Source organism: Thermopolyspora flexuosa (genome assembly GCF_006716785.1).
Lineage (GTDB): Bacteria > Actinomycetota > Actinomycetes > Streptosporangiales > Streptosporangiaceae > Thermopolyspora > Thermopolyspora flexuosa.
Window position 1 is genome coordinate 2,762,715 of record NZ_VFPQ01000001.1, and the last position, 17,875, is coordinate 2,780,589.

17 protein-coding genes are annotated in these 17,875 nt (G+C 74.8%); 6 read left to right on the forward strand and 11 right to left on the reverse strand.

The features are described 5' to 3' along the window. The first annotated feature begins 52 nt into the window (after window positions 1-52). The 5 genes from FHX40_RS11665 to egtD all read left to right on the forward strand — a co-directional run bounded on the left by FHX40_RS11665 (window position 53) and on the right by egtD (window position 5,236). Complete coding sequence (locus FHX40_RS11665; RefSeq protein WP_229788212.1) at window positions 53-670, forward strand: RNA polymerase sigma factor; 618 nt, start codon at window positions 53-55, stop codon at window positions 668-670. A 216-nt stretch (window positions 671-886) separates the two neighbouring features. Then, entirely contained in the window at window positions 887-2,200 is a 1,314-nt protein-coding gene (gene egtA, locus FHX40_RS11670; protein ID WP_229788214.1) for an ergothioneine biosynthesis glutamate--cysteine ligase EgtA, read from the forward strand. Beyond that, entirely contained in the window at window positions 2,197-3,516 is a 1,320-nt protein-coding gene (gene egtB / locus FHX40_RS11675; protein ID WP_142259627.1) for an ergothioneine biosynthesis protein EgtB, read from the forward strand. The genes egtA and egtB overlap by 4 nt, the downstream gene beginning before the upstream one ends. Then, window positions 3,517-4,227 carry an ergothioneine biosynthesis protein EgtC gene (gene egtC, locus FHX40_RS11680; protein ID WP_142259628.1) on the forward strand — a complete coding sequence of 237 codons (711 nt, stop codon included), beginning with the start codon at window positions 3,517-3,519 and terminating at the stop codon, window positions 4,225-4,227. Window positions 4,228-4,258: 31 nt separating this feature from the next. Next, window positions 4,259-5,236, forward strand: coding sequence for an L-histidine N(alpha)-methyltransferase (gene egtD, locus FHX40_RS11685; RefSeq protein WP_229788218.1), 978 nt, complete (start codon window positions 4,259-4,261; stop codon window positions 5,234-5,236). Here egtD and FHX40_RS11690 read toward each other — a convergent pair. The 10 genes from FHX40_RS11690 to FHX40_RS11735 all read right to left on the reverse strand — a co-directional run bounded on the left by FHX40_RS11690 (window position 5,211) and on the right by FHX40_RS11735 (window position 15,586). Then, complete coding sequence (locus FHX40_RS11690) at window positions 5,211-5,492, reverse strand: PLD nuclease N-terminal domain-containing protein (protein WP_229788219.1); 282 nt, start codon at window positions 5,490-5,492, stop codon at window positions 5,211-5,213. The genes egtD and FHX40_RS11690 overlap by 26 nt on opposite strands. Next, on the reverse strand, window positions 5,489-5,851 hold the full coding sequence (locus FHX40_RS11695) for a spore germination protein GerW family protein (RefSeq protein WP_142259630.1): 363 nt from the start codon (window positions 5,849-5,851) through the stop codon (window positions 5,489-5,491). Before FHX40_RS11695 ends, FHX40_RS11690 begins: the two co-directional genes overlap by 4 nt. A gap of 126 nt (window positions 5,852-5,977) precedes the next feature. Then, window positions 5,978-6,964, reverse strand: coding sequence for a lytic transglycosylase domain-containing protein (locus FHX40_RS11700; RefSeq protein WP_142259631.1), 987 nt, complete (start codon window positions 6,962-6,964; stop codon window positions 5,978-5,980). Between the two features lie 103 nt (window positions 6,965-7,067). Beyond that, window positions 7,068-7,559, reverse strand: a complete 492-nt coding sequence (locus tag FHX40_RS11705) for a hemerythrin domain-containing protein (RefSeq protein ID WP_142259632.1) — start codon at window positions 7,557-7,559, stop codon at window positions 7,068-7,070. Between the two features lie 81 nt (window positions 7,560-7,640). Next, complete coding sequence (locus tag FHX40_RS11710; RefSeq protein ID WP_211350239.1) at window positions 7,641-8,303, reverse strand: phosphoribosyltransferase; 663 nt, start codon at window positions 8,301-8,303, stop codon at window positions 7,641-7,643. A gap of 125 nt (window positions 8,304-8,428) precedes the next feature. Further along, window positions 8,429-10,504: a phosphate acetyltransferase gene (pta, locus tag FHX40_RS11715; RefSeq protein WP_142259633.1), complete on the reverse strand. Its 2,076-nt coding sequence runs from the start codon at window positions 10,502-10,504 to the stop codon at window positions 8,429-8,431. 151 nt (window positions 10,505-10,655) lie between these two features. After that, window positions 10,656-11,474: an FAD binding domain-containing protein gene (locus FHX40_RS11720; RefSeq protein ID WP_142259634.1), complete on the reverse strand. Its 819-nt coding sequence runs from the start codon at window positions 11,472-11,474 to the stop codon at window positions 10,656-10,658. A 94-nt stretch (window positions 11,475-11,568) separates the two neighbouring features. After that, window positions 11,569-12,033 (reverse strand): (2Fe-2S)-binding protein, encoded by a 465-nt coding sequence (locus FHX40_RS11725; protein ID WP_142259635.1) that lies wholly within the window; start codon window positions 12,031-12,033, stop codon window positions 11,569-11,571. Beyond that, window positions 12,030-14,309: a xanthine dehydrogenase family protein molybdopterin-binding subunit gene (locus tag FHX40_RS11730; RefSeq protein ID WP_142259636.1), complete on the reverse strand. Its 2,280-nt coding sequence runs from the start codon at window positions 14,307-14,309 to the stop codon at window positions 12,030-12,032. Before FHX40_RS11730 ends, FHX40_RS11725 begins: the two co-directional genes overlap by 4 nt. 401 nt (window positions 14,310-14,710) lie before the next feature. Then, window positions 14,711-15,586 (reverse strand): helix-turn-helix domain-containing protein, encoded by an 876-nt coding sequence (locus FHX40_RS11735; RefSeq protein ID WP_142259637.1) that lies wholly within the window; start codon window positions 15,584-15,586, stop codon window positions 14,711-14,713. Window positions 15,587-15,746: 160 nt separating this feature from the next. Here FHX40_RS11735 and FHX40_RS11740 point away from each other — a divergent pair, with 160 nt between their 5' ends. Then, on the forward strand, window positions 15,747-16,493 hold the full coding sequence (locus tag FHX40_RS11740) for an SDR family NAD(P)-dependent oxidoreductase (protein ID WP_142259638.1): 747 nt from the start codon (window positions 15,747-15,749) through the stop codon (window positions 16,491-16,493). A 211-nt stretch (window positions 16,494-16,704) separates the two neighbouring features. On the opposite strand, the gene FHX40_RS11745 is transcribed toward FHX40_RS11740, so the two are convergent. After that, window positions 16,705-17,811 carry a M20 family metallopeptidase gene (locus FHX40_RS11745; protein ID WP_229788220.1) on the reverse strand — a complete coding sequence of 369 codons (1,107 nt, stop codon included), beginning with the start codon at window positions 17,809-17,811 and terminating at the stop codon, window positions 16,705-16,707. Window positions 17,812-17,875: the final 64 nt, after the last annotated feature.

Genomic DNA, 17,875 nt, shown 5'->3' on the forward strand with positions numbered 1-17,875 from the left:
TTAGGCGGGCAATGCAATGATTGCCACGAATGCCGACCGGGAGGAGGCGACCGTGAAGCTGCCTCCGGACGACGACGTCATCGCGGCCCTGCGCGCGGGTGACGAGGCGACGTTCGCGACGCTGCTCGACACCTGGTCGCAGGGCATGCTGCGGGTGGCGCGGGCGTATGTGTCCACACCGGAGATCGCCGAGGAGGTGGTCCAGGACACCTGGCTCGCCGTGCTCGGCGCGATCGGCGGCTTCGAGGGCCGCTCCTCGCTGAAGACGTGGATCTTCCGCATCCTCGTCAACACGGCGCGGAAGCGCGGCGCCCGCGAGAGCCGTACCGTGCCGTGGAGCAGCGTGTTCGTGCCCGAGCAGGCGGCCGGGGAGCCGCCCGTGGCGCGGCGGGAGGCGCCCGGCCGGGACGGCGGGCCGGTCGCGGACGCGCCGGAGGGCGAGGTGCTCGCCTCCGAGGCGCGCGAGCAGATCTGGCTGGCGCTCGCCGGCCTGCCGCTGCGGCAGCGCAGCGTGCTCGTGCTCCGCGACCTCGAGGGCTGCACCGCGGAGGAGGTCTGCGAGATCCTGGAGATCTCCCCCGCCAACCAGCGGGTGCTGCTGCACCGGGCCCGCATGGCGGTCCGCCGGCGGCTGGCGGGCTACTTCGAGGCGGTCCGGCCCTCGGCGTGACGGACGGCCGGGCCTGGCGACGAGGGGCCGGCCGGCGGGATGACGCGGATCGGCTTCGCCGGCCTGGCCGGGCTCGTCCCCCGCTTCCTCCCGCCTGCCCCAGCCCTCGGTCCGGGTTCGGGAGATCTCCGCGCCCCACCGTAACGGCACGGCGAGTCACCGGTCTGTATCCGCGAGACCGATCCGCGAGACCGATGCGGGCGGAAAGGGGCGCCGATGACGCCGATGACGCAGCCGGTGACCGATGCCGGGGTGGTCCGCGACGCCGCCGACGTGGCGGAGTTCGCGCGGGCCTGCCTGTCGCCCGCGGGCGGCGACCGGGTCGGCATCGAGCTGGAGTTCCTCGTGTTCGACCGCGCGGACCTGCGGCGCCACGTGCCGATCGCGCGGATCCGCGCGGCGCTCGCCGACCGGCTGCCCGGCGGCAGCCGGGTGAGCTTCGAGCCCGGCGGCCAGCTCGAGCTGTCGTCCCCGCCCGCCGCGCTGCCGGACGCGATCGCCTGCATGGGCGCGGACGTGGCCGCGGCCGCCGAGGCGCTCGAACGGCGGGGCCTCGTGCTCGCCGGGGTGGGGATCGACCCGGTGCGGCCGCCGCTGCGGCAGCTGCGGCTGCCCCGCTACGAGGCGATGGCCGCGTACTTCGCCGCCTGCTCCCCCGGCTCGGCCGCCGGCCGGCTGATGATGTGCTCGACCGCCTCGGTCCAGGTCAACGTCGACCTCGGGCCGCGACCCGAGGCCCGGTGGGCGCGGGCGCACGCGCTCGGCCCGGTGCTCGCCGCGGCGTTCGCGAACTCGCCGCTGCGGCTCGGCCGGCCGTGCGGCTGGATGTCCGCCCGGCAGCGGGTGTGGGCGCGCCTCGACCGCACCCGCACCGCCCCCGTGCCCGGGACGGCGGACGGCACCGGTGCACCGGCCCGCGACTGGGCCCGCTACCTGCTCGACGCCCGCCTCATGGTGGCCCGGGACGCGGACGGGCGGCTGAGCCCGGTGCGCGACGGCACCACCTTCCGCGACCGGCTCGCCGCCCCCGGGCCGCCACCCACCGCCGCGGATCTCGCCTACCACGCGACCACCCTGTTCCCGCCGGTACGGCCGCGCGGCTGGCTGGAGATCCGCTACCTCGACGCGCAGGGGCCGGAGGACTGGCCGGTCGCCGTGGCCGTGCCGTACGCGCTCGTCGTCGACGACCGGGCCGGGGCCGCGGCGATGGCGGCGGTGGCGGACGCCGGGCTCGCCGCGGCCGGGCCGTACGGCGGGCCGGGCGACCCGTGGCGGATCGCGGCCCGGTGCGGGCTCGCCGACCCCGCGCTGCGGCGCGCCGCGGACGCCTGCTTCCGGGCGGCGCTGGGCGCGCTGCCGCGGCTGGGCGCGCCCGCCGGCCTGGTCGCCCGGGTCGCCGCGTTCGCCGACCGCCACGTCGCGGCGGGCCGCTCCCCCGCCGCCGGCCTGCTCGCCACCGGCCCGCTGCCCGCGCCGCTCACCCGCCGGCCCGCCGGGGCCACGGGCTCCCGATCCGGAGGCAACCGATGACCGACCGCAAGGACCGCATCGCCGCCGAGCTCGTCGCGGTGCGGGAGCGCTCGCTCGCCTACACCGACGCCGACGACGAGACGCTGATGCGCCAGCACTCGCCGATCATGTCGCCGCTCGTGTGGGACCTGGCGCACGTCGGCAACTACGAGGAGCTGTGGGTGCTGCGCGCGGCGGGCGGGATCGCCCCGCTGCGGCCCGAGATCGACGACATGTACGACGCGTTCAAGACGCCGCGGCGGAACCGGCCGTCGCTGCCGCTGCTGTGCCCCGACGAGGCCCGCCGGTACATCTCCGGCGTGCGCGGGCGGGTGCTCGACGTGCTCGACGCGATCGACCTGGACGCGCCGCACCCGCTGCACCGGGACGGGTTCGTGTTCGGCCTCGTCATCCAGCACGAGCACCAGCACGACGAGACCATGCTCGCCACGCTCCAGCTCTCCGGGCGGCCCGGGCTGGTGCGCGACGGCGAGCCGCCGCCGGGCCGTACCGGAGGGCCGCGCGAGGTGTTCGTGCCCGCCGGGCCGTTCCGGATGGGCACCGACACGCTGCCGTGGGCCTACGACAACGAGCGGGCCGCGCACCTCGTCGACCTGCCCGCGTACTGGATCGACCGGTTCCCGGTGAGCAACGCCGAGTACGCCGCGTTCATCGCCGACGGCGGGTACGACGACCCGCGCTGGTGGACGCCGGAGGGGTGGGAGTGGCGGTGCCGCACCGAGGTGACCGCCCCGCTGTTCTGGGAGCGCGACGGCGACGCCTGGTGGCGCCTGCGGTTCGGGCGGATCGAGCCGGTGCCGCCGGACGAGCCGGTGCAGCACGTGAGCTGGTTCGAGGCCGACGCGTACGCCCGCTGGGCGGGCAGGCGGCTGCCCACCGAGGCCGAGTGGGAGAAGGCGTGCGGCTGGGACCCGGCGGCGGGCCGGTCCCGGCGCTACCCGTGGGGCGACGAGGAGCCCGGCCCCGGCCACGCGAACCTCGGGCACCGGATCGCCCGGCCCGCGCCCGTCGGGGCCTACCCTGCCGGGGCGAGCCCGTACGGGGCCGAGCAGATGATCGGCGACGTGTGGGAGTGGACCGGCTCGTGGTTCCTGCCCTACCCGCACTTCCGCGCCTTCCCGTACCGCGAGTACAGCGAGGTGTTCTTCGGCCACCGGTTCCGGGTGCTGCGCGGCGGCTCCTGGGCGACCGACCCGGCGGCGGTGCGCACCACGTTCCGCAACTGGGACTTCCCGATCCGGCGGCAGATCTTCGCCGGGTTCCGCTGCGCCCGCACCGCCACCCCGGAGGAGGCGGCCGGTGGGGGGTGGGCGTAGATGTGCCGGCACGCCGCCTGGCTCGGGCCGCCGCGCAGCCTCGCCTCGCTCGTCCACGAGCCGGAGTACGGCCTGCTGCGGCAGGCGTACGCGCCGCGGATGCAGCGGCACGCCACGGTGAACGCCGACGGGTTCGGCGTCGCCTGGTACGACCCGGAGCTCGGCGAGCCGGTCCGCTACCGGCGCGCGGTGCCGATCTGGGCGGACGCGAACCTGCCCGGCCTGGCCCGGACCGCGCGGTCGCACTGCCTGCTCGCCGCGGTGCGCTCGGCGACCGAGGGCATGCCGGTGGAGGAGTCCGCGACCGCGCCGTTCGCCCGTGGCCGGTGGCTGCTCAGCCACAACGGCCGGGTCGCCCGGCAGGCGGTGCGCCCGCTCGCCGACGACGCCGAGAGCCCGTGCGACTCGGCGTGGCTCGCCGCCGCCGTGTTCGCCCGCGCCGCCGCCGGGGCGTCGCTCGCCGAGGGCGTGGCCGAGGTGGTCACGCTCGCCGCCGGGAAGGACCCCGAGGCCCGGCTCAACCTGCTCGCCTGCGACGGCGAGTCGCTCGCCGCCAGCGCCTGGGGAGACACGCTCTTCGTGCATCTGGGGGATGGCGAGGGCGTGCTCGTGGCGAGCGAACCGCTCGACGACCGGCCCGGCTGGCGGGCCGTACCGGACCACAGCCTCGTCACGGCCCGGCCCGGCGCACTGCGCGTCGAGCCGCTCTGACCCCGACCGTCCCATCGGCCGAGGAGGACCAGTGCCCGTCACCGAGCCGACCGTGCAGCTGATCGACCATCTCGACCGCGGCCACCTGCGGCAGGCGCTCGAGCGCGACGTGCGCGAGGGCCTGGCCGGCACGCCCAAGCATCTGCCGCCCAAGTGGTTCTACGACGCCGCGGGCAGCGAGCTGTTCGCCCGGATCACCCGGCTGCCGGAGTACTACCCGGCCCGGCGGGAGACCGCGATCCTGCGCGAGCACGCCGCCGACATCGCCGCGCTCGCCCGCGCCGACACCCTCGTCGAGCTGGGCTCCGGCACGAGCGAGAAGACCGTGCTGCTGCTCGACGCGCTGGTCGCCGCCGGGCTGCGCGCCTACCTGCCGGTGGACGTGGACGCGGTCACGCTGCGCCGGGCGGCCGGGCGGCTCGCGGCCCGCTACCCCGGCCTCGCCGTACGGGCGGTGTGCGCGGACTTCGAGCGGCACCTCGCGCTGCTGCCCCGGGAGGGCCGCCGCCTGGTGGCGTTCCTCGGCGGCACGATCGGAAACCTCGCCCCGGACGCGCGCGAGGTGTTCTTCAAGGACCTGCGCGCCGTGCTCGACCCGGGCGACACCCTGCTGCTCGGCGCCGACCTGGTCAAGGACACCGAGCGGCTCGTCGCCGCGTACGCCGACGCGGCCGGGGTGACCGCGGCGTTCAACCGCAACGTGCTGCACGTGATCAACCGGGAGCTCGGCGCGGACTTCGACCCCGGCGCGTTCGACCACGTCGCCGCCTACGACGCGGCGAACGAGTGGATCGAGATGCGGCTGCGGGCCCGCCGGGACATGCGGGTGCGCATCCCCGCCCTCGGCATGGTGGTGGCGTTCGCCGCGGGCGAGGAGATGCGCACGGAGATCAGCGCGAAGTTCCGCCCGGCCGGGCTGAGCCGCGAGCTCGCCGCCGCGGGCTTCACCGTGCGGCGCTGGTTCCTCGACCCGTCCGGGGACTTCAGCGTCGTCCTCGCCGCCGCCTGACCGGCTCGGGCCCGGGCTCGGGCCGGCGGCGGCCGAGCAGCAGGTACGCGATCGGGCCCACCGGCTGGACGAAGATCAGCAGCCACCACAGGGCCCGGCCGCCGCGCACGTCGCGGCCCTTGCGGAAGGCGAGGTCGACCACGGCGGCCGAGGTGAGCGCGCACTCGACCGCGATGAGGCCGAGCAGCGCGCCGCGCTCGGCGCGCGACAGCTCGGCCCAGCGGATCCGCCTGTCCCTGCGCACGGGCGTGCTCACCGGCGGCGGAACGCCTTGGACCGGGCGAGCATGCGGACCACGGCGCGCACGGTGAGCAGCGCGACGACGGCGACGATCTGGCCGCCGAGGATGATGCGGTTGATGTCGACCGCGGGCCGCCAGCGGACCTCGCCGTCCTTGATCACGTACATGCCCGCGGGCGCGGCACCGATGCCGAAGCCGCCGCCGGTCCCCTCACCCGGCTGCTCGCCCTCCTGACGGCCGGTGCCGCCACCGCCCCCGCCGGTGAGCCGTGCGGCGGGGATCACGGTGATCCCGTCCCGGGTGATCGGCTCGCCGAAGACCCGGTTCACGGTCACGGCGTCCTGGGCCTTGCCGAGCAGCTCTATGGTGTCCATCGCGTTCCCTCCGTACGCCTCCGGCAGGCGAGGCGAATGCCCCCTTTCCGCCTTTTCCCCGCAATAACCGGATGCAACGCGCGGGGCGGACCACCGCCGGGACTCCTGAGGCTGCCGAGGAGGGAGTCAGAGCCCCGGCCCGGAGAGGCGGCGGTCGCCCTTGGTGGTGCGCACGAACACCTGCCAGTTGTAGTAGGCGTAGTACGCCCGGCGGTCACGCTTCATCTCGCGGGCGTGCAGCTTGACCGCGTTCACGTACCGCCGCGAGTGGTTGTACCACCACAGGGCCCTGTCGTAGTCGCGGGGCGCTCCCGTGGCGCGCAGGTAGTTCGCCGCCCCCATGATCGCGTCACGGGCGTCGTGCACGTTGCCGCCCATGCCGTACGCGGCCCAGGTGCGCGGCATGAACTGCATCGGGCCCTGGGCGCCGGTGCTGCTGGGCGAGCGGATGCGGCCGAACCTGGTCTCCACGAGCATGATCGCGGCGAGCACCTCCCAGTCCACGCCGAACCTGCGCTCGGCGCGGCGGAAGTGCCGCAGCAGCACGTCGGCGGGCTCGGGTTCGCCCACCCTGAACCGGATCGGCCCGCTCACCGGCCGGCTGAGCGCGAACAGGTCGGCCGTCGCGGTGACGTTGGCCTGGGCGGAGGCGGCGAGCCGGGACGGCAGCCGCCTGCGCACGTTCTCCGCGAGCCGGGGGTTGCGCGCCAGGTGCCGGTAGATGCGCTGCTGGTAGAGGGCGTGCAGCACGACCGGCTCGGGCGGCCTCCCCTTCGCCGGGTTCCCGTCGCGCAGCCACGCGTCGATCGCCTTGCGCAGCTCGGTGTCGGTACGGCGCAGCGCCCGGGCGATGCCGGCGGCCGAGCGGGGAATCGGCTCGTCCGGCCGGGGCAGGTCCGCGTTCGCCGCCGCGTCCGCCGTGGCGCGGGCCTCTCCCCGGCCCGACGAGGCGGTGGGCGCGGCGGAGGCGGCGGGCCGCTCGGCCGCGGACGCGTCCGCGGCGTTTCCGGTGCCGCCGCACGCCCCGGCACCGGCGGCGAGCGCCACGGCGAGCGTGACGGGGAGCACTCTGCGGAGGGGCAGGTCGCGCTGCCGCGATGGCCGTTCTCCCATGGCATGCCAACCTACCCGGAGCGGGCGCGCCGCGCCGGGTGACACGGCGAACCCGGCCGGGTGCGGCGCCCGAAGGGGCCGTGACCGCCGTTACCCGGGCGCCTCAGCGCTCGGCGAGCCGGTCGGCCTCCTCGGCGATCCGCTCGGCGAGGCGGGCGGCCTCCTCCTCGCCCACCGCCGAGGCGAGCAGCGGCAGGTAGATCTCCTCCTCCTTGGCGAAGTGCAGCCGGACCAGCGCGTGCAGGCCGTACAGGGCCCGCTGGAGGGTGCGGCGCTCCTGCCGGGTGGGCGCGGCGAGGAGGCCGTCGCGGACCGCGACCAGCTCGCGGGTGAGCCGCGCGATCTCCTCGTGCTCGCGGCGCAGCGCGGCGATCGCCTGCGGGGCGCCCAACGCCCGCTCCAGCACCGGGTGCAGGATCGCCTCGCGCGCCTGAAGCTGCGGGATGACCCGGTAGAGCAGGAAGTCGACGCTCTCGTCGAGCTCCGTCAGCCCCTGCCAGCCGCCGTGCTCCACGGCCTCCGCCGCGCTGCGCAGCCTGTCGATGCCCGCCGCCAGGCTCCGGCTCCCGTCACCCGTCAGCCTCGTGGTCACCATGCCGAAATCCCCGTTTCTCCCAAACCGGATCCCCCGTCTTCCCGTCCCGCCAGGGCCGCGCCCGCCCCGTCGGTGCCCTCGTCAGGGCCGCCGCCCGCGGCCCCCGGCGCCCGCCGGGGTGCCCCGCAGCAGCTCGGTGACCTCCTCGTCGGAGGTCGGCGAGAAGTCCTCGTACCAGGCGCCGATGGCGAACAGGTCCCGCGGCGTCTCCACGCAGACGACCTGGTCGGCGACCCGGCTCAGCTCGGCGATGACGTCGGGCGAGCCCACCGGGACCGCGAGCACCACGCGCTCGGCGCCGCGGGCCCGGGCGACCTGGCAGGCGGCGCGCGCCGTGCCGCCGGTGGCCACCCCGTCGTCGACGACGATCACCGTGCGGCCCTCGAACGGCGTGGCGGGACGCCCGCCGCGCAGCCGGTTCGCCCGGCCCTCCACCTCGGCGCGCGCCCGCCGTTCCACCTCGGCCATCTGGCCGGGGTCGAGCGCGGCGAGCCGCACGATGTCGGGGTTGAGCACCCGCACCCCGTCCTCGCCGACCGCGCCGTAGCCCAGCTCCCGGTGGTACGGCACGCCGAGCTTGCGCACCACGATCACGTCGAGCGGCGCGCCGAGCGCCTGCGCGACCTCGTAGGCCACCGGAACGCCCCCGCGCGGCAGCCCGACCACGACGGCGTTCCGGGCGTCCACCTCCGCCCGCACCCGCTCGGCGAGCCGCCGTCCGGCGTCCACACGATCCGCGAACATCATTGCCACCCCCCGTAGGCTCCTACCGATCCTGCGCCGGTCCACACCCCCTCACCAGGGTCGAACGCGGGCACCGGGTAGGGCCGAAGGTCCCGCGGTGGCGCGGGCGCGCCGGTACGGCCGGGTCAGGCGGTGCCGCCCGCCGCGGCGGCGGCGCGCTCGATCTCCACCGGGTCGTCCATGACCTGGGCGGCGGTGACCGCGACGGTGGTGACGATGTCCTTGACCGTGGCGCCGCGGGACAGGTCGTTGACCGGCTTGCGCAGCCCCTGCAGCACCGGGCCGACCGCGACCGCGTTGGCGCTGCGCTGCACGCCCTTGTAGAGGATGTTGCCGGTGTTGAGGTCGGGCACGATGAACACGGTGGCGCGGCCCGCGACCTCGCTGTCCGGCAGCTTGGTCCTCGCCACCGACGGGTCGATCGCCGCGTCGTACTGGATCGGCCCGGCCACCGGAAGGTCCGGGCGGCGCTCCTGGACGAGCTCGGTGGCGGTGCGCACCTTGTCCACGTCCGCGCCGCGGCCGGAGTCCCCGGTCGAGTACGACAGTATCGCGATCCGCGGCTCGATGCCGAACCGCCGGGCGGTGTCCGCCGAGGAGATCGCGATCTCGGCGAGCTGCTCGGCCGTGGGGTCGGGCACCACCGCGCAGTCGCCGTACACGAGCACCCGGTCGGCGAGGCACATGAAGAACACGCTCGACACCAGCCCGAGGCGGAGGATCTCGAACGCGGGCCGGATGGTGTGCGCGGTGGTGTGGGCGGCGCCGGAGACCATGCCGTCGGCGAGCCCGGTCTGCACCATGAGCGTGCCGAAGTACGACACGTCGGTCACGGTGTCGCGGGCGCTCTCCAGGGTGACGCCCTTGTGCGCGCGCAGCCGCGCGTACTCCTGGGCGAACCGCTCGCGCAGCTCGGGGTCGAACGGGCTGATCACCCGGGCCCCCTCCACCGCGGACAGGCCGAGCTGGGCGGCCTTGGCCCGGATGCGCCCCTCGTCGCCGAGCAGGGTGAGGTCGACCACGTCGCGGCGGATCAGCACGTCGGCGGCGCGCAGGATGCGCGGCTCCTCGCCCTCGGGCAGCACGATGTGCCGGCGGCGGGCCCGGGCCCGGTCGAGCAGGTCGTACTCGAACATGAGCGGGGTGACCGCGACGGCCCGGGTGATGGCGAGCCGCTGCAGCAGCTGCTCGGCGTCGACGTGCTCGCTGAACAGCCGCAGTGCCGCGTCCACCTTGCCCTCGGCCTCCGGGCTGAACCGGCCCTCGACCGCGGACAGCCGGGTCGCGGTGTCGAAGGTGTCCCGGTCGGTGAGGATCACCGGGACCGGGATCGTCATGCCGCGCAGCAGCCGCTCCACCGGGGGCGGCATGTGCCGCCCGCCGGTCATGATGATCGCCGACAGGTTGGGGAAGGTCGGCGCGGTGTGCGCGGCCACCAGGCCGGGCACGAGCGCCGCGGCCCGGTCCGACGGGATGATCACAGCCGCGCCGTCGGTGTACCGCTCGAGGATCGTGGGCAGCGAGGCCGCGCCCACGATGAGCCCGTTCGCCTCCCGGCCGAGCCCCTCCTCCTCGCCGAACAGCAGCCGCCCGTCGCAGGCGGCGGCGAGGTCGGCGACGCTCGGCGCGCGCAGCGTCGTCGACTCCGGCAGCACGAACACCGGCGTGGCGTGGGCGACGGAGACCCTGCCGGTGGTGCGGGTGACGATGACCGCGAGCTCCTTGGCGTGGTGCTGGGCGAGCTCCTTGGAGGTGAGCTCGACCGCCGCGGAGATCTCGGTGGCGGTACGGCCGAGCCCGCGCACCACGTTGAGCACCGGGGTGCCGAGGTCGGCGGCGAGCCGGGCGTTGAACTCGAACTCGGTCGGGGCGCCGACGTCGGTGTAGTCGGTGCCGATCACCACGACCGCGTCGCAGCGGGCGGCGAGCCTGCGGTACCGGTCGACGATCTCGCCGAGCGCCCGGTCGGTGTCGGCGTGCACGTCGTCGTAGGTGACGCCGGCGCACATCTCGTACGGCAGGTCGATGCCGAACCTGGCGAGCACGGTGGTGATGAGGCCGTCCGGCCGCCCGGAGCGCACCACGGGGCGGAACACCCCGACCTTGCCGACCTTGCGCGACAGCGCCTCCACCATCCCGAGGGCGACCACGCCCTTGTTGCTCCCGGCCTCTCCTGCGGCGACGTACACAGCATGTGTCATGCCCCAATTGTCCTCCCAGGTCAGGCCCGGGCCGGGACGTCACGGGCGTGATTTTGGGAGCACTTCCGACCGTCGCCGCAAGGACACGGCCCGCCGTCCCGCGGCGGGCGCGGGCGGCGGGCCGTGCCTGGGACCTGCCCCGGAGGACGTGTCAGGCCCGGGAGGCGGCCTCCTCCAGGCCGCGGCGGACGAGCACGCGGGCGAGCTGGGCCCGGTACTCGGCGCTGGCGTGCACGTCGGAGTTCGGGCTGAGCCCGTCGGCGGCGCGCTCGGCGGCCTCCTGGATCGAGGCCCCGGACGCGAGCGCCTCCTCCACGGCGGTGGCCCGGACCGGCTTCTCGTGCATGTTCACCAGGCCGACCTTGTCGCCCTGCACGGCCACGCCGACGATCGCCCAGTCGATGGCGCGCTTGGTGAACTTCTGGAACGACCAGCCGCGCGAGGCCGGCTTGGGCACCCGGATCTCGGTGAGCAGCTCGCCGGGCTCGAGCGCGGACTCGAACCGGTCGACGAAGAACTCGGTCGCCGGGATCTCCCGGGTGCCGGACGGGCCGCGCGCCACCAGCGTCGCCTCGAGCACGAGCACGGCGGCGGGCAGGTCGGCGGCCGGGTCGGAGTGGGCGAGTGAGCCGCCGATGGTGCCGCGGTGCCGTACCTGCGGGTCGCCGATCGTGCCGGCCGCGTACCGCAGCAGCGGGAGCTGCTCGGCGAGCAGCTCGGAGGTGGCCAGGTCGTGGTGGCGGGTGAGCGCGCCGATGGCGACGTGGTCGCCCTCGTCGCGGATGTACGACAGGTCGCGCAGCCGGCCGATGTCCACCAGCACCTCGGGCTGGGCCAGGCGCAGCTTCATCAGCGGCAGCAGGGAGTGCCCGCCGGCCAGGAACTTCGCGTCGTCGCCGTACTGTCCGGCGAGTTCGATGGCCTCGTCCACCGACTCGGCCCGCCGATAGGTGAAGGTTGCGGGGATCACGATTGCGCCTCTCCGGCTGTCGGATGCGGATGGGACGGTGACGGGGTCGGGCCGCCGGGGGCCGCCGCCGGGGCGGCGGTCCGGCGGGCCCGGCTCACGCGGTCTCCTCGGCGGCGGCGAGCACCGCCTTGACGATGTTGTGGTAGCCGGTGCACCGGCACAGGTTGCCCTCGAGGCCGGCGCGGACCTGCTCCTCGGTGGGGCGCGGGTTCTCCTTGAGCAGGGAGACCGTCGCCATCACCATGCCGGGGGTGCAGAAGCCGCACTGCAGGCCGTGCTGCTCGTGGAAGGCCTTCTGCACCGGGTGCATCGTGCCGTCCTCGCCGGCGAGGCCCTCGACCGTGGTGACCTCGCGGCCGTCCGCCTGGGCGGCCAGCACGGTGCAGGACTTCACCGACTCGCCGTCGAGCAGCACGGTGCACGCACCGCAGGTGGTGGTGTCGCAGCCGACGTTGGTCGCCGTGAGGTTGAGGACGTCGCGCAGGTAGTGCACGAGGAGCGTCCGGTCCTCCACCTCGGCGGAGGTCTCCTTGCCGTTGACCGTGATCGTCACCTTCACTGTGCAGCCCTCTTTTCGCTACCGCGCGCTTCGTTGATGGCCTTCCAGACCCGCTCCGGGGTGGCCGGCATCTCGATGTGCCGGACGCCGAGGTGGGACAGGGCGTCGACCACGGCGTTCTGCACGGCAGGGGTGGCGCCGATGGTGCCCGCCTCGCCGATGCCCTTGACGCCGAGCGGGTTGACGTCGGTGGGGGTCTCCATGGTGAGCAGCTCGAAGCTCGGCAGCTCGGCCGCGGAGATCATGGAGTAGTCGGCGAGGCTCGCGGTCACCGGGTTGCCCTCGGCGTCGTAGGCCATCTCCTCGTAGAGCGCCTGGGCGACGCCCTGGGCGATGCCGCCGTGCCGCTGGCCCTCGGCGAGGATCGGGTTGATCAGCGGCCCGGCGTCGTCGAGGCTGATGTGCCGCACCAGCCGTACCAGGCCGGTCTCGGTGTCGACCTCGACCACCGCCAGGTGCGCGCCGAACGGGAACGTGGGCCGGCTCGGCTTGAAGTGGACGTCCGCGGTGAGGCCGTCCTCACCGGCGAGCTCGGCCAGGCGCGCCCAGTCGAGCTTGGTGCCGGGCACGCCCTGCACGTGCCAGGCGCCGCTGTCGGTGTCGAGCACCAGGTCGGCCGGGTCGGCCTCCAGCTCCCGGGCGGCGAGCTCGCGCGCCTGCTCCTTGATCTTGACGGCGCACTCGTGCACGGCGATGCCGCCGACCTGCAGCGAGCGGGAGGCGTAGGTGCCGGTGCCGACCGGGATCGCGTCGGTGTCCCCGTGGATCACGGTGACCTTGTCCATGGGGATGCCGAGCTGGTCCTGGACGATCATCGCCCAGGAGGTGGCGTGACCCTGGCCCTGGGTGTGGCTGCCGGTGTACACGGTGGCGCTGCCGTCGCGGTGGATCACCACGCGGCCGGTCTCGCCGTTCGGGAAGTCGAGCGCGGTGACCTCGACGTAGCTGGAGAGGCCGATGCCGAGCAGCTTGGTGTCCCCGGCGGCGCGGCGGCGCTCCTGCTCGGCGCGCAGCTCCTCATACCCCGCGGCCTCGAGCACCCGGTCGAGCGCCTTGACGTACTCGCCCGAGTCGTACACCAGGCCGGTGGCGGTGGTGTACGGGAACTTGTCGGCCGGGATGAGGTTGCGGCGGCGCACCTCGGCCGGGTCCATGCCGATCTCGTCGGCGAAGATGTCGACGAGCCGCTCGATCGTCGCGGTCGCCTCGGGGCGGCCCGCGCCACGGTAGGCGCCGACGGGCGTGGTGTTGGTGAGCACCACCTTCGACCGGATCTGCACCGTCGGGATCTCGTAGACGGCGGGCACCATCAGGGTGGTGAAGTTCGCCAGCAGCGGGCCGACGCGCGGGTAGGCGCCGGCGTCCTGCATGAAGTCCATCCGGTAGGCGAGGATCTTGCCGTCCCGGTTGCCGCCGAGCTTGACCTTGTGCACCTGGGCGCGGCCGTGCTGCATCGCGATCAGGCTCTCGCTGCGGGTCTCGGTCCACCGGACCGCACGGCCGAGCCTGCGGGCCGCCCACGCCACCAGCACGGTGTCACGGTCAACACCGATCTTGGCCCCGAAGCCGCCGCCGACGTCCGGGGTGATCACGCGGACCTTGTCCGGCTCCACGCCGAGGCCGCCCGCGATGATCATGCGGGTGGTCTGCGCGTTCTGGTTGCTCGACCAGACCGTGACCCGCTCGCCGTCCCAGGCGGCGGCCGCGGACCGGACCTCCATCGGCACGGGGGCGACGCGCTGGTTGCGGAAGGTGCGCTCGATCACGACCTCGCACTCGGCGAACGGCGCGTCGTCGAACTCCTCCGGGCCGTTCGGGGCGACGATGTTCGTGCCGGCCTCGGGGAACAGCAGGACCTCGTCCTTGGCCGCCTCCTCGACGTCGACCACGGCGTCGAGCGGCTCGTAGTCGACCGCTACGAGCTCGACGGCGTCCTCGCCCTGCGCCCGGGTCTCGGTGATCACCATCGCCACCGGCTCGCCCACGTAGCGCACCACGTCCTTGGCGAGCAGCGGCTCGGCAAGGGGGTTGTCCGCCGGGGGCGGCGGCACGTCGTCAAGATCGTTCGCCGTGAACACGGCGACCACGCCGGGCGCCTCGGCAGCGGCGGAGACGTCGATGCCGGTGATCCTCGCGTGGGCCAGCGGGCTGCGCACGTACGTCACGAACGCCGCGCCCGCGAGCTGCGGGATGCGTAGATCGTCCACGTACGTGGCGCCGGTGGTGAGTAGCCGTGGATCCTCTATGCGTACCACACGGGTACCAAGAACGCTCATTCAGCCTCCGCACCCAGGCATGCAAGTCCGAAGCGAACCTTGCTCACGATTTTGGGCATGTCAAAGAAAAGGCCATGAAGTGCGGGTACGTCAACCCACAGTAGCGATCACGTGCGATCTTTGACGTTCCCGGGACCCGTCGGCGAGGGCCCCGGACGCCGTGCCCCAGCTTGCCAGACAAATGCCCCAAACAGGTACATAGACACCTGGAAGCGCCGCAAAGGTTCACACCGCGGACCGGTCTCCCGCCTGGTGGAAAACGTGATCCCTGCCACACCGGTCGAGGACTAGGGTGCGGTCATGACCGTCCTGCCGCGCCCCCATGGACCGTTCCCGGCCGCCCTCGGCAGTCCCGCCGTGCCGCGTGACCGGCCGCGCGCCACGGCGCAGGCCGTACCCCGTCAGCTGCGGACCACGCGGAGCGCGCCGGCGGCCGCCCGCTCGGCCGCGGCGCGCCGGGTGAGCCGGGCGAGCGCGGCCTTCGTGGCGGGGTCGGCGGGCAGGTACGCCACGATCCGCTGGCCGTCCCGGTCGGGCAGCCGCAGCGTCTCGTACGCCAGCCGCAGCTCGCCCGCGCCGGGGTGCCGCATCCGCAGCACGCCCGTGCCCGCGGGCGGCCGCGGCGGGCGGCGCAGCCGGTCGGCGAAGCCCGGGCCGGCGACGGCCTCGAGCTCGGCCACCAGATCGGCGAGGTACGGGTCGTCCCGCGGCGCCTCGAACCTGACCTCGGCGAGCTGCTCGGCGGCGACGCGCTCCCACTCCGGGTAGACGGCGCGCGCCCGCGGATCGCCGAACAGGTAGCGCGGCAGGCTCGGCGGATCGCCGTCGAGCAGCCCGACCGGCCCGGCGAGGCGGGCGAACCCGGAGGTGTGCGCGAGCAGCTCGCCGACCCGGTTCACCACCACGGCGGGCCCGGGCTCGAACCGCTCGAGCAGCGCCCGGACGGTCGGCCGCACGGTCCGCACCGGCGGCTCGGCCTGCACGAGGCAGTGCGCCACGCCCGAGGTTTCCTTGCTCAGCCGCCGCAGCTGCACGCGCTGCTCGTAGGAGAGCCGCATCGCGTCCGCGAGCGCGCTCAGCACCTGCGGGGACGGGTGACGGTCGCGGCCCTGTTCCAGCCGCGTCAGGTACTCCACGCTGATCCCCGCCAGCGTGGCCAGCTCGGCGCGCCGCAGACCCGGGGTGCGCCGGCGCGGGCCCGCGGGTAGCCCGACCTCGGCCGGCGTGACGGATTCGCGGCAGGCGCGGAGGAAGGCGCCCAGCTCGTTGCCGCTCACCCCTCGAGTGTAGAAAGCGGCGCCCGTTCCGCGGGGCCGCCGGCGCGCTCCCAGGGTGGCCCTGTCAGGGCCAGTCTCCGCCCGGCCTCCCCGCCGGCGTCCCGGACCGGCAGGTTTGGCGGTGCGGGCGGCACCGCCCGCCGTACCCGAAGGAGACCTGATGGATCTGGGACTGAACGGCCGCACGGTCATCGTCACCGGGGCCTCCGGCGGCATCGGCCGCGAGCTGGCGCGCGCGTTCGCCGCCGAGGGCGCGCACGTCGCCCTCACCTACCACCGCTCGCCCGAGACCGCCGAGCTCCTCGCCAAGGAGATCGGCGAGCGCGCCCTCGCCGTGCCGTACCGGATGGAGGATCCGGACTCGGCACGGGCCCTCGTCGATGCCGTGCTCGGCTGGACCGGCCGCATCGACGTGCTCGTCAACAACGCCGTGCGCTGGCTCCCGCCCGACCCGGCCGCCTCGTTCGAGGCCGTGCCGGACGCGGCCTGGCAGGACATGCTGCGCGCCAACGTCGAGGGCGCGGTACGGCTCAGCCGCCTGGTCGCCCCCGTCATGCGGGAGCGGCGCTGGGGCCGCCTCATCCACCTGTCGTCCACCCTCGCCAGGGACGGCATGGCCGGCGCCGAGTACTACGGGGCGGCCAAGGCCGCGCTGCACGGGTTCAGCCGCTCGGCCGCCTCCAGCCTCGGCCGCGACGGCGACATCCTCTCCAACGTGGTCATGCTCGGCCTCACCCGCACCGAGACCAACGTGCACGTCACCGAGGCGGAGGGTGACCACTTCGCGGCGCTCTCCGCGCTCGGCCGCCTCGCCACCGCGGCCGAGGTCGCCGCCACCGTCGTGTTCCTCGCCTCCGCGGCGAACACCGCGATCACCGGCGAGGTGATCGTGACCGGCGGCGCCTGACGCGGCCCCGGCCCACCCGGTCGTGGCGGCCCGGGCGGCACCACACCGGCCCGCCGCGACCGCCGGGCCGGGCCGTCCGCCGCCGGCGCCGGTGGCCACACGGCCTGCCGCCGCCGGGCTCCCCGACGACCGCGACGGCATTCCTTATATATAGGGTCGGCATTCCCTGTTGTCCTGACACCGGATGCCGTCCGGCCCGTGCCCGCCCTCGTCAGATGGCGGCGAGGTCCCGCAGGAAGCGGGTGAGGGCCCGGTGGTACGGCGCGATCGTGGCGATGTCGGCGTACTCGTCCGGCCCGTGCAGCCCGTCGCCGCCGATGCCGAAGATCACCGCGTCGATGCCGTGCTGGTAATAGAACCGGGCGTCCGCCGCGCCGTGCTTGCGCAGCAGGTCACCCGAGTAGCCCTGCTCCCGGGCGGCCCGCTGCAGCGCGAGCAGCTCGGCCCGGCCGGGATCGGCGCGGTGCGGCGGGTCGGCGTTGTCGATCGTCACGCTGACCCCCGGCTCGCAGAAGCCCTCCAGGTGGGCGGCGATCTCCTCGGCGCTCCGCCCGGTGAAATCGGGATCCTCCGGCGGGAACCGGATGTCGAGCCACGCCTCGGCCTCCGCCGGAACCTGGTTGAACGCCTGGTTGGGCGTGTCGATCCGGGCCACGTTGACCGTGGTCCGCCACTGCTCCCCGTCCGGAATCGGATAGGCGGCGAGCAGCCGATCCACACTGCGCATCACCTTCACCAGCGCGTTATCGCCGTTCCACTGGTAGGCGCTGTGCGCCCCGCGGCCGAGCGCGAGCATCCGGGCCACCACGATGCCCTTCGACTCGTGCACCACGCGCAGCCCGCTGTACTCCCCGATGACGACGAACCCGCCGCGCACCCCCTGCCGCAGCTGATGGGCGGTCCCGTCCCGCCCGCCCACCTCCTCGTCGGTCACCACCTGCAACGCGATCGGGTACGGCAGGCCGTGCGCGAGCTCCCGGAACACCTGGGCGAGCACGAGCGCGGACACCTTCATGTCCTGCGCGCCCCTGCCGTACAGCCGCCCGCCCGCCCGGCGCGGCCGGAACTGCTCCGGCGGCGCCGGCACCACGTCGACGTGCCCGTTGAGGATCACCCGGAACTCCGGCCGCCCGCCCGCCACCGGCGGATACACCAGCGCGCTCGGCTTGCCACCGGACTCGAACCGCTCCACCGTGAACCCCGGCCCGACGAAGTCGAGCACGAACTCCAGCGCCCGCTCCAGCTCCCGCGGCCGATCGGCCGTCGACGGCACGGCGATCAGGCCCTCGGCCGCCTCTAGAAACGCCTCGACATCCACCCCACCATCGTGCCCCTCCCCCACGGCCACGCCGCCGGACACCCGACATCCCCGGACGCCCGTC

Excerpts from the sequence above, each read along its gene's own strand:
- FHX40_RS11710 (WP_211350239.1), bottom strand. The coding sequence starts at position 8,303 with ATGTTCGCGGATCGTGTGGACGCCGGACGGCGGCTCGCCGAGCGGGTG.
- FHX40_RS11705 (WP_142259632.1), bottom strand. The coding sequence starts at position 7,559 with ATGGTGACCACGAGGCTGACGGGTGACGGGAGCCGGAGCCTGGCGGCG.
- egtA (WP_229788214.1), top strand. The coding sequence starts at position 887 with ATGACGCCGATGACGCAGCCGGTGACCGATGCCGGGGTGGTCCGCGAC.
- egtB (WP_142259627.1), top strand. The coding sequence starts at position 2,197 with ATGACCGACCGCAAGGACCGCATCGCCGCCGAGCTCGTCGCGGTGCGG.
- FHX40_RS11740 (WP_142259638.1), top strand. The coding sequence starts at position 15,747 with ATGGATCTGGGACTGAACGGCCGCACGGTCATCGTCACCGGGGCCTCC.
- FHX40_RS11730 (WP_142259636.1), bottom strand. The coding sequence starts at position 14,309 with ATGAGCGTTCTTGGTACCCGTGTGGTACGCATAGAGGATCCACGGCTA.
- FHX40_RS11700 (WP_142259631.1), bottom strand. The coding sequence starts at position 6,964 with ATGGGAGAACGGCCATCGCGGCAGCGCGACCTGCCCCTCCGCAGAGTG.
- FHX40_RS11695 (WP_142259630.1), bottom strand. The coding sequence starts at position 5,851 with ATGGACACCATAGAGCTGCTCGGCAAGGCCCAGGACGCCGTGACCGTG.
- pta (WP_142259633.1), bottom strand. The coding sequence starts at position 10,504 with ATGACACATGCTGTGTACGTCGCCGCAGGAGAGGCCGGGAGCAACAAG.
- egtC (WP_142259628.1), top strand. The coding sequence starts at position 3,517 with ATGTGCCGGCACGCCGCCTGGCTCGGGCCGCCGCGCAGCCTCGCCTCG.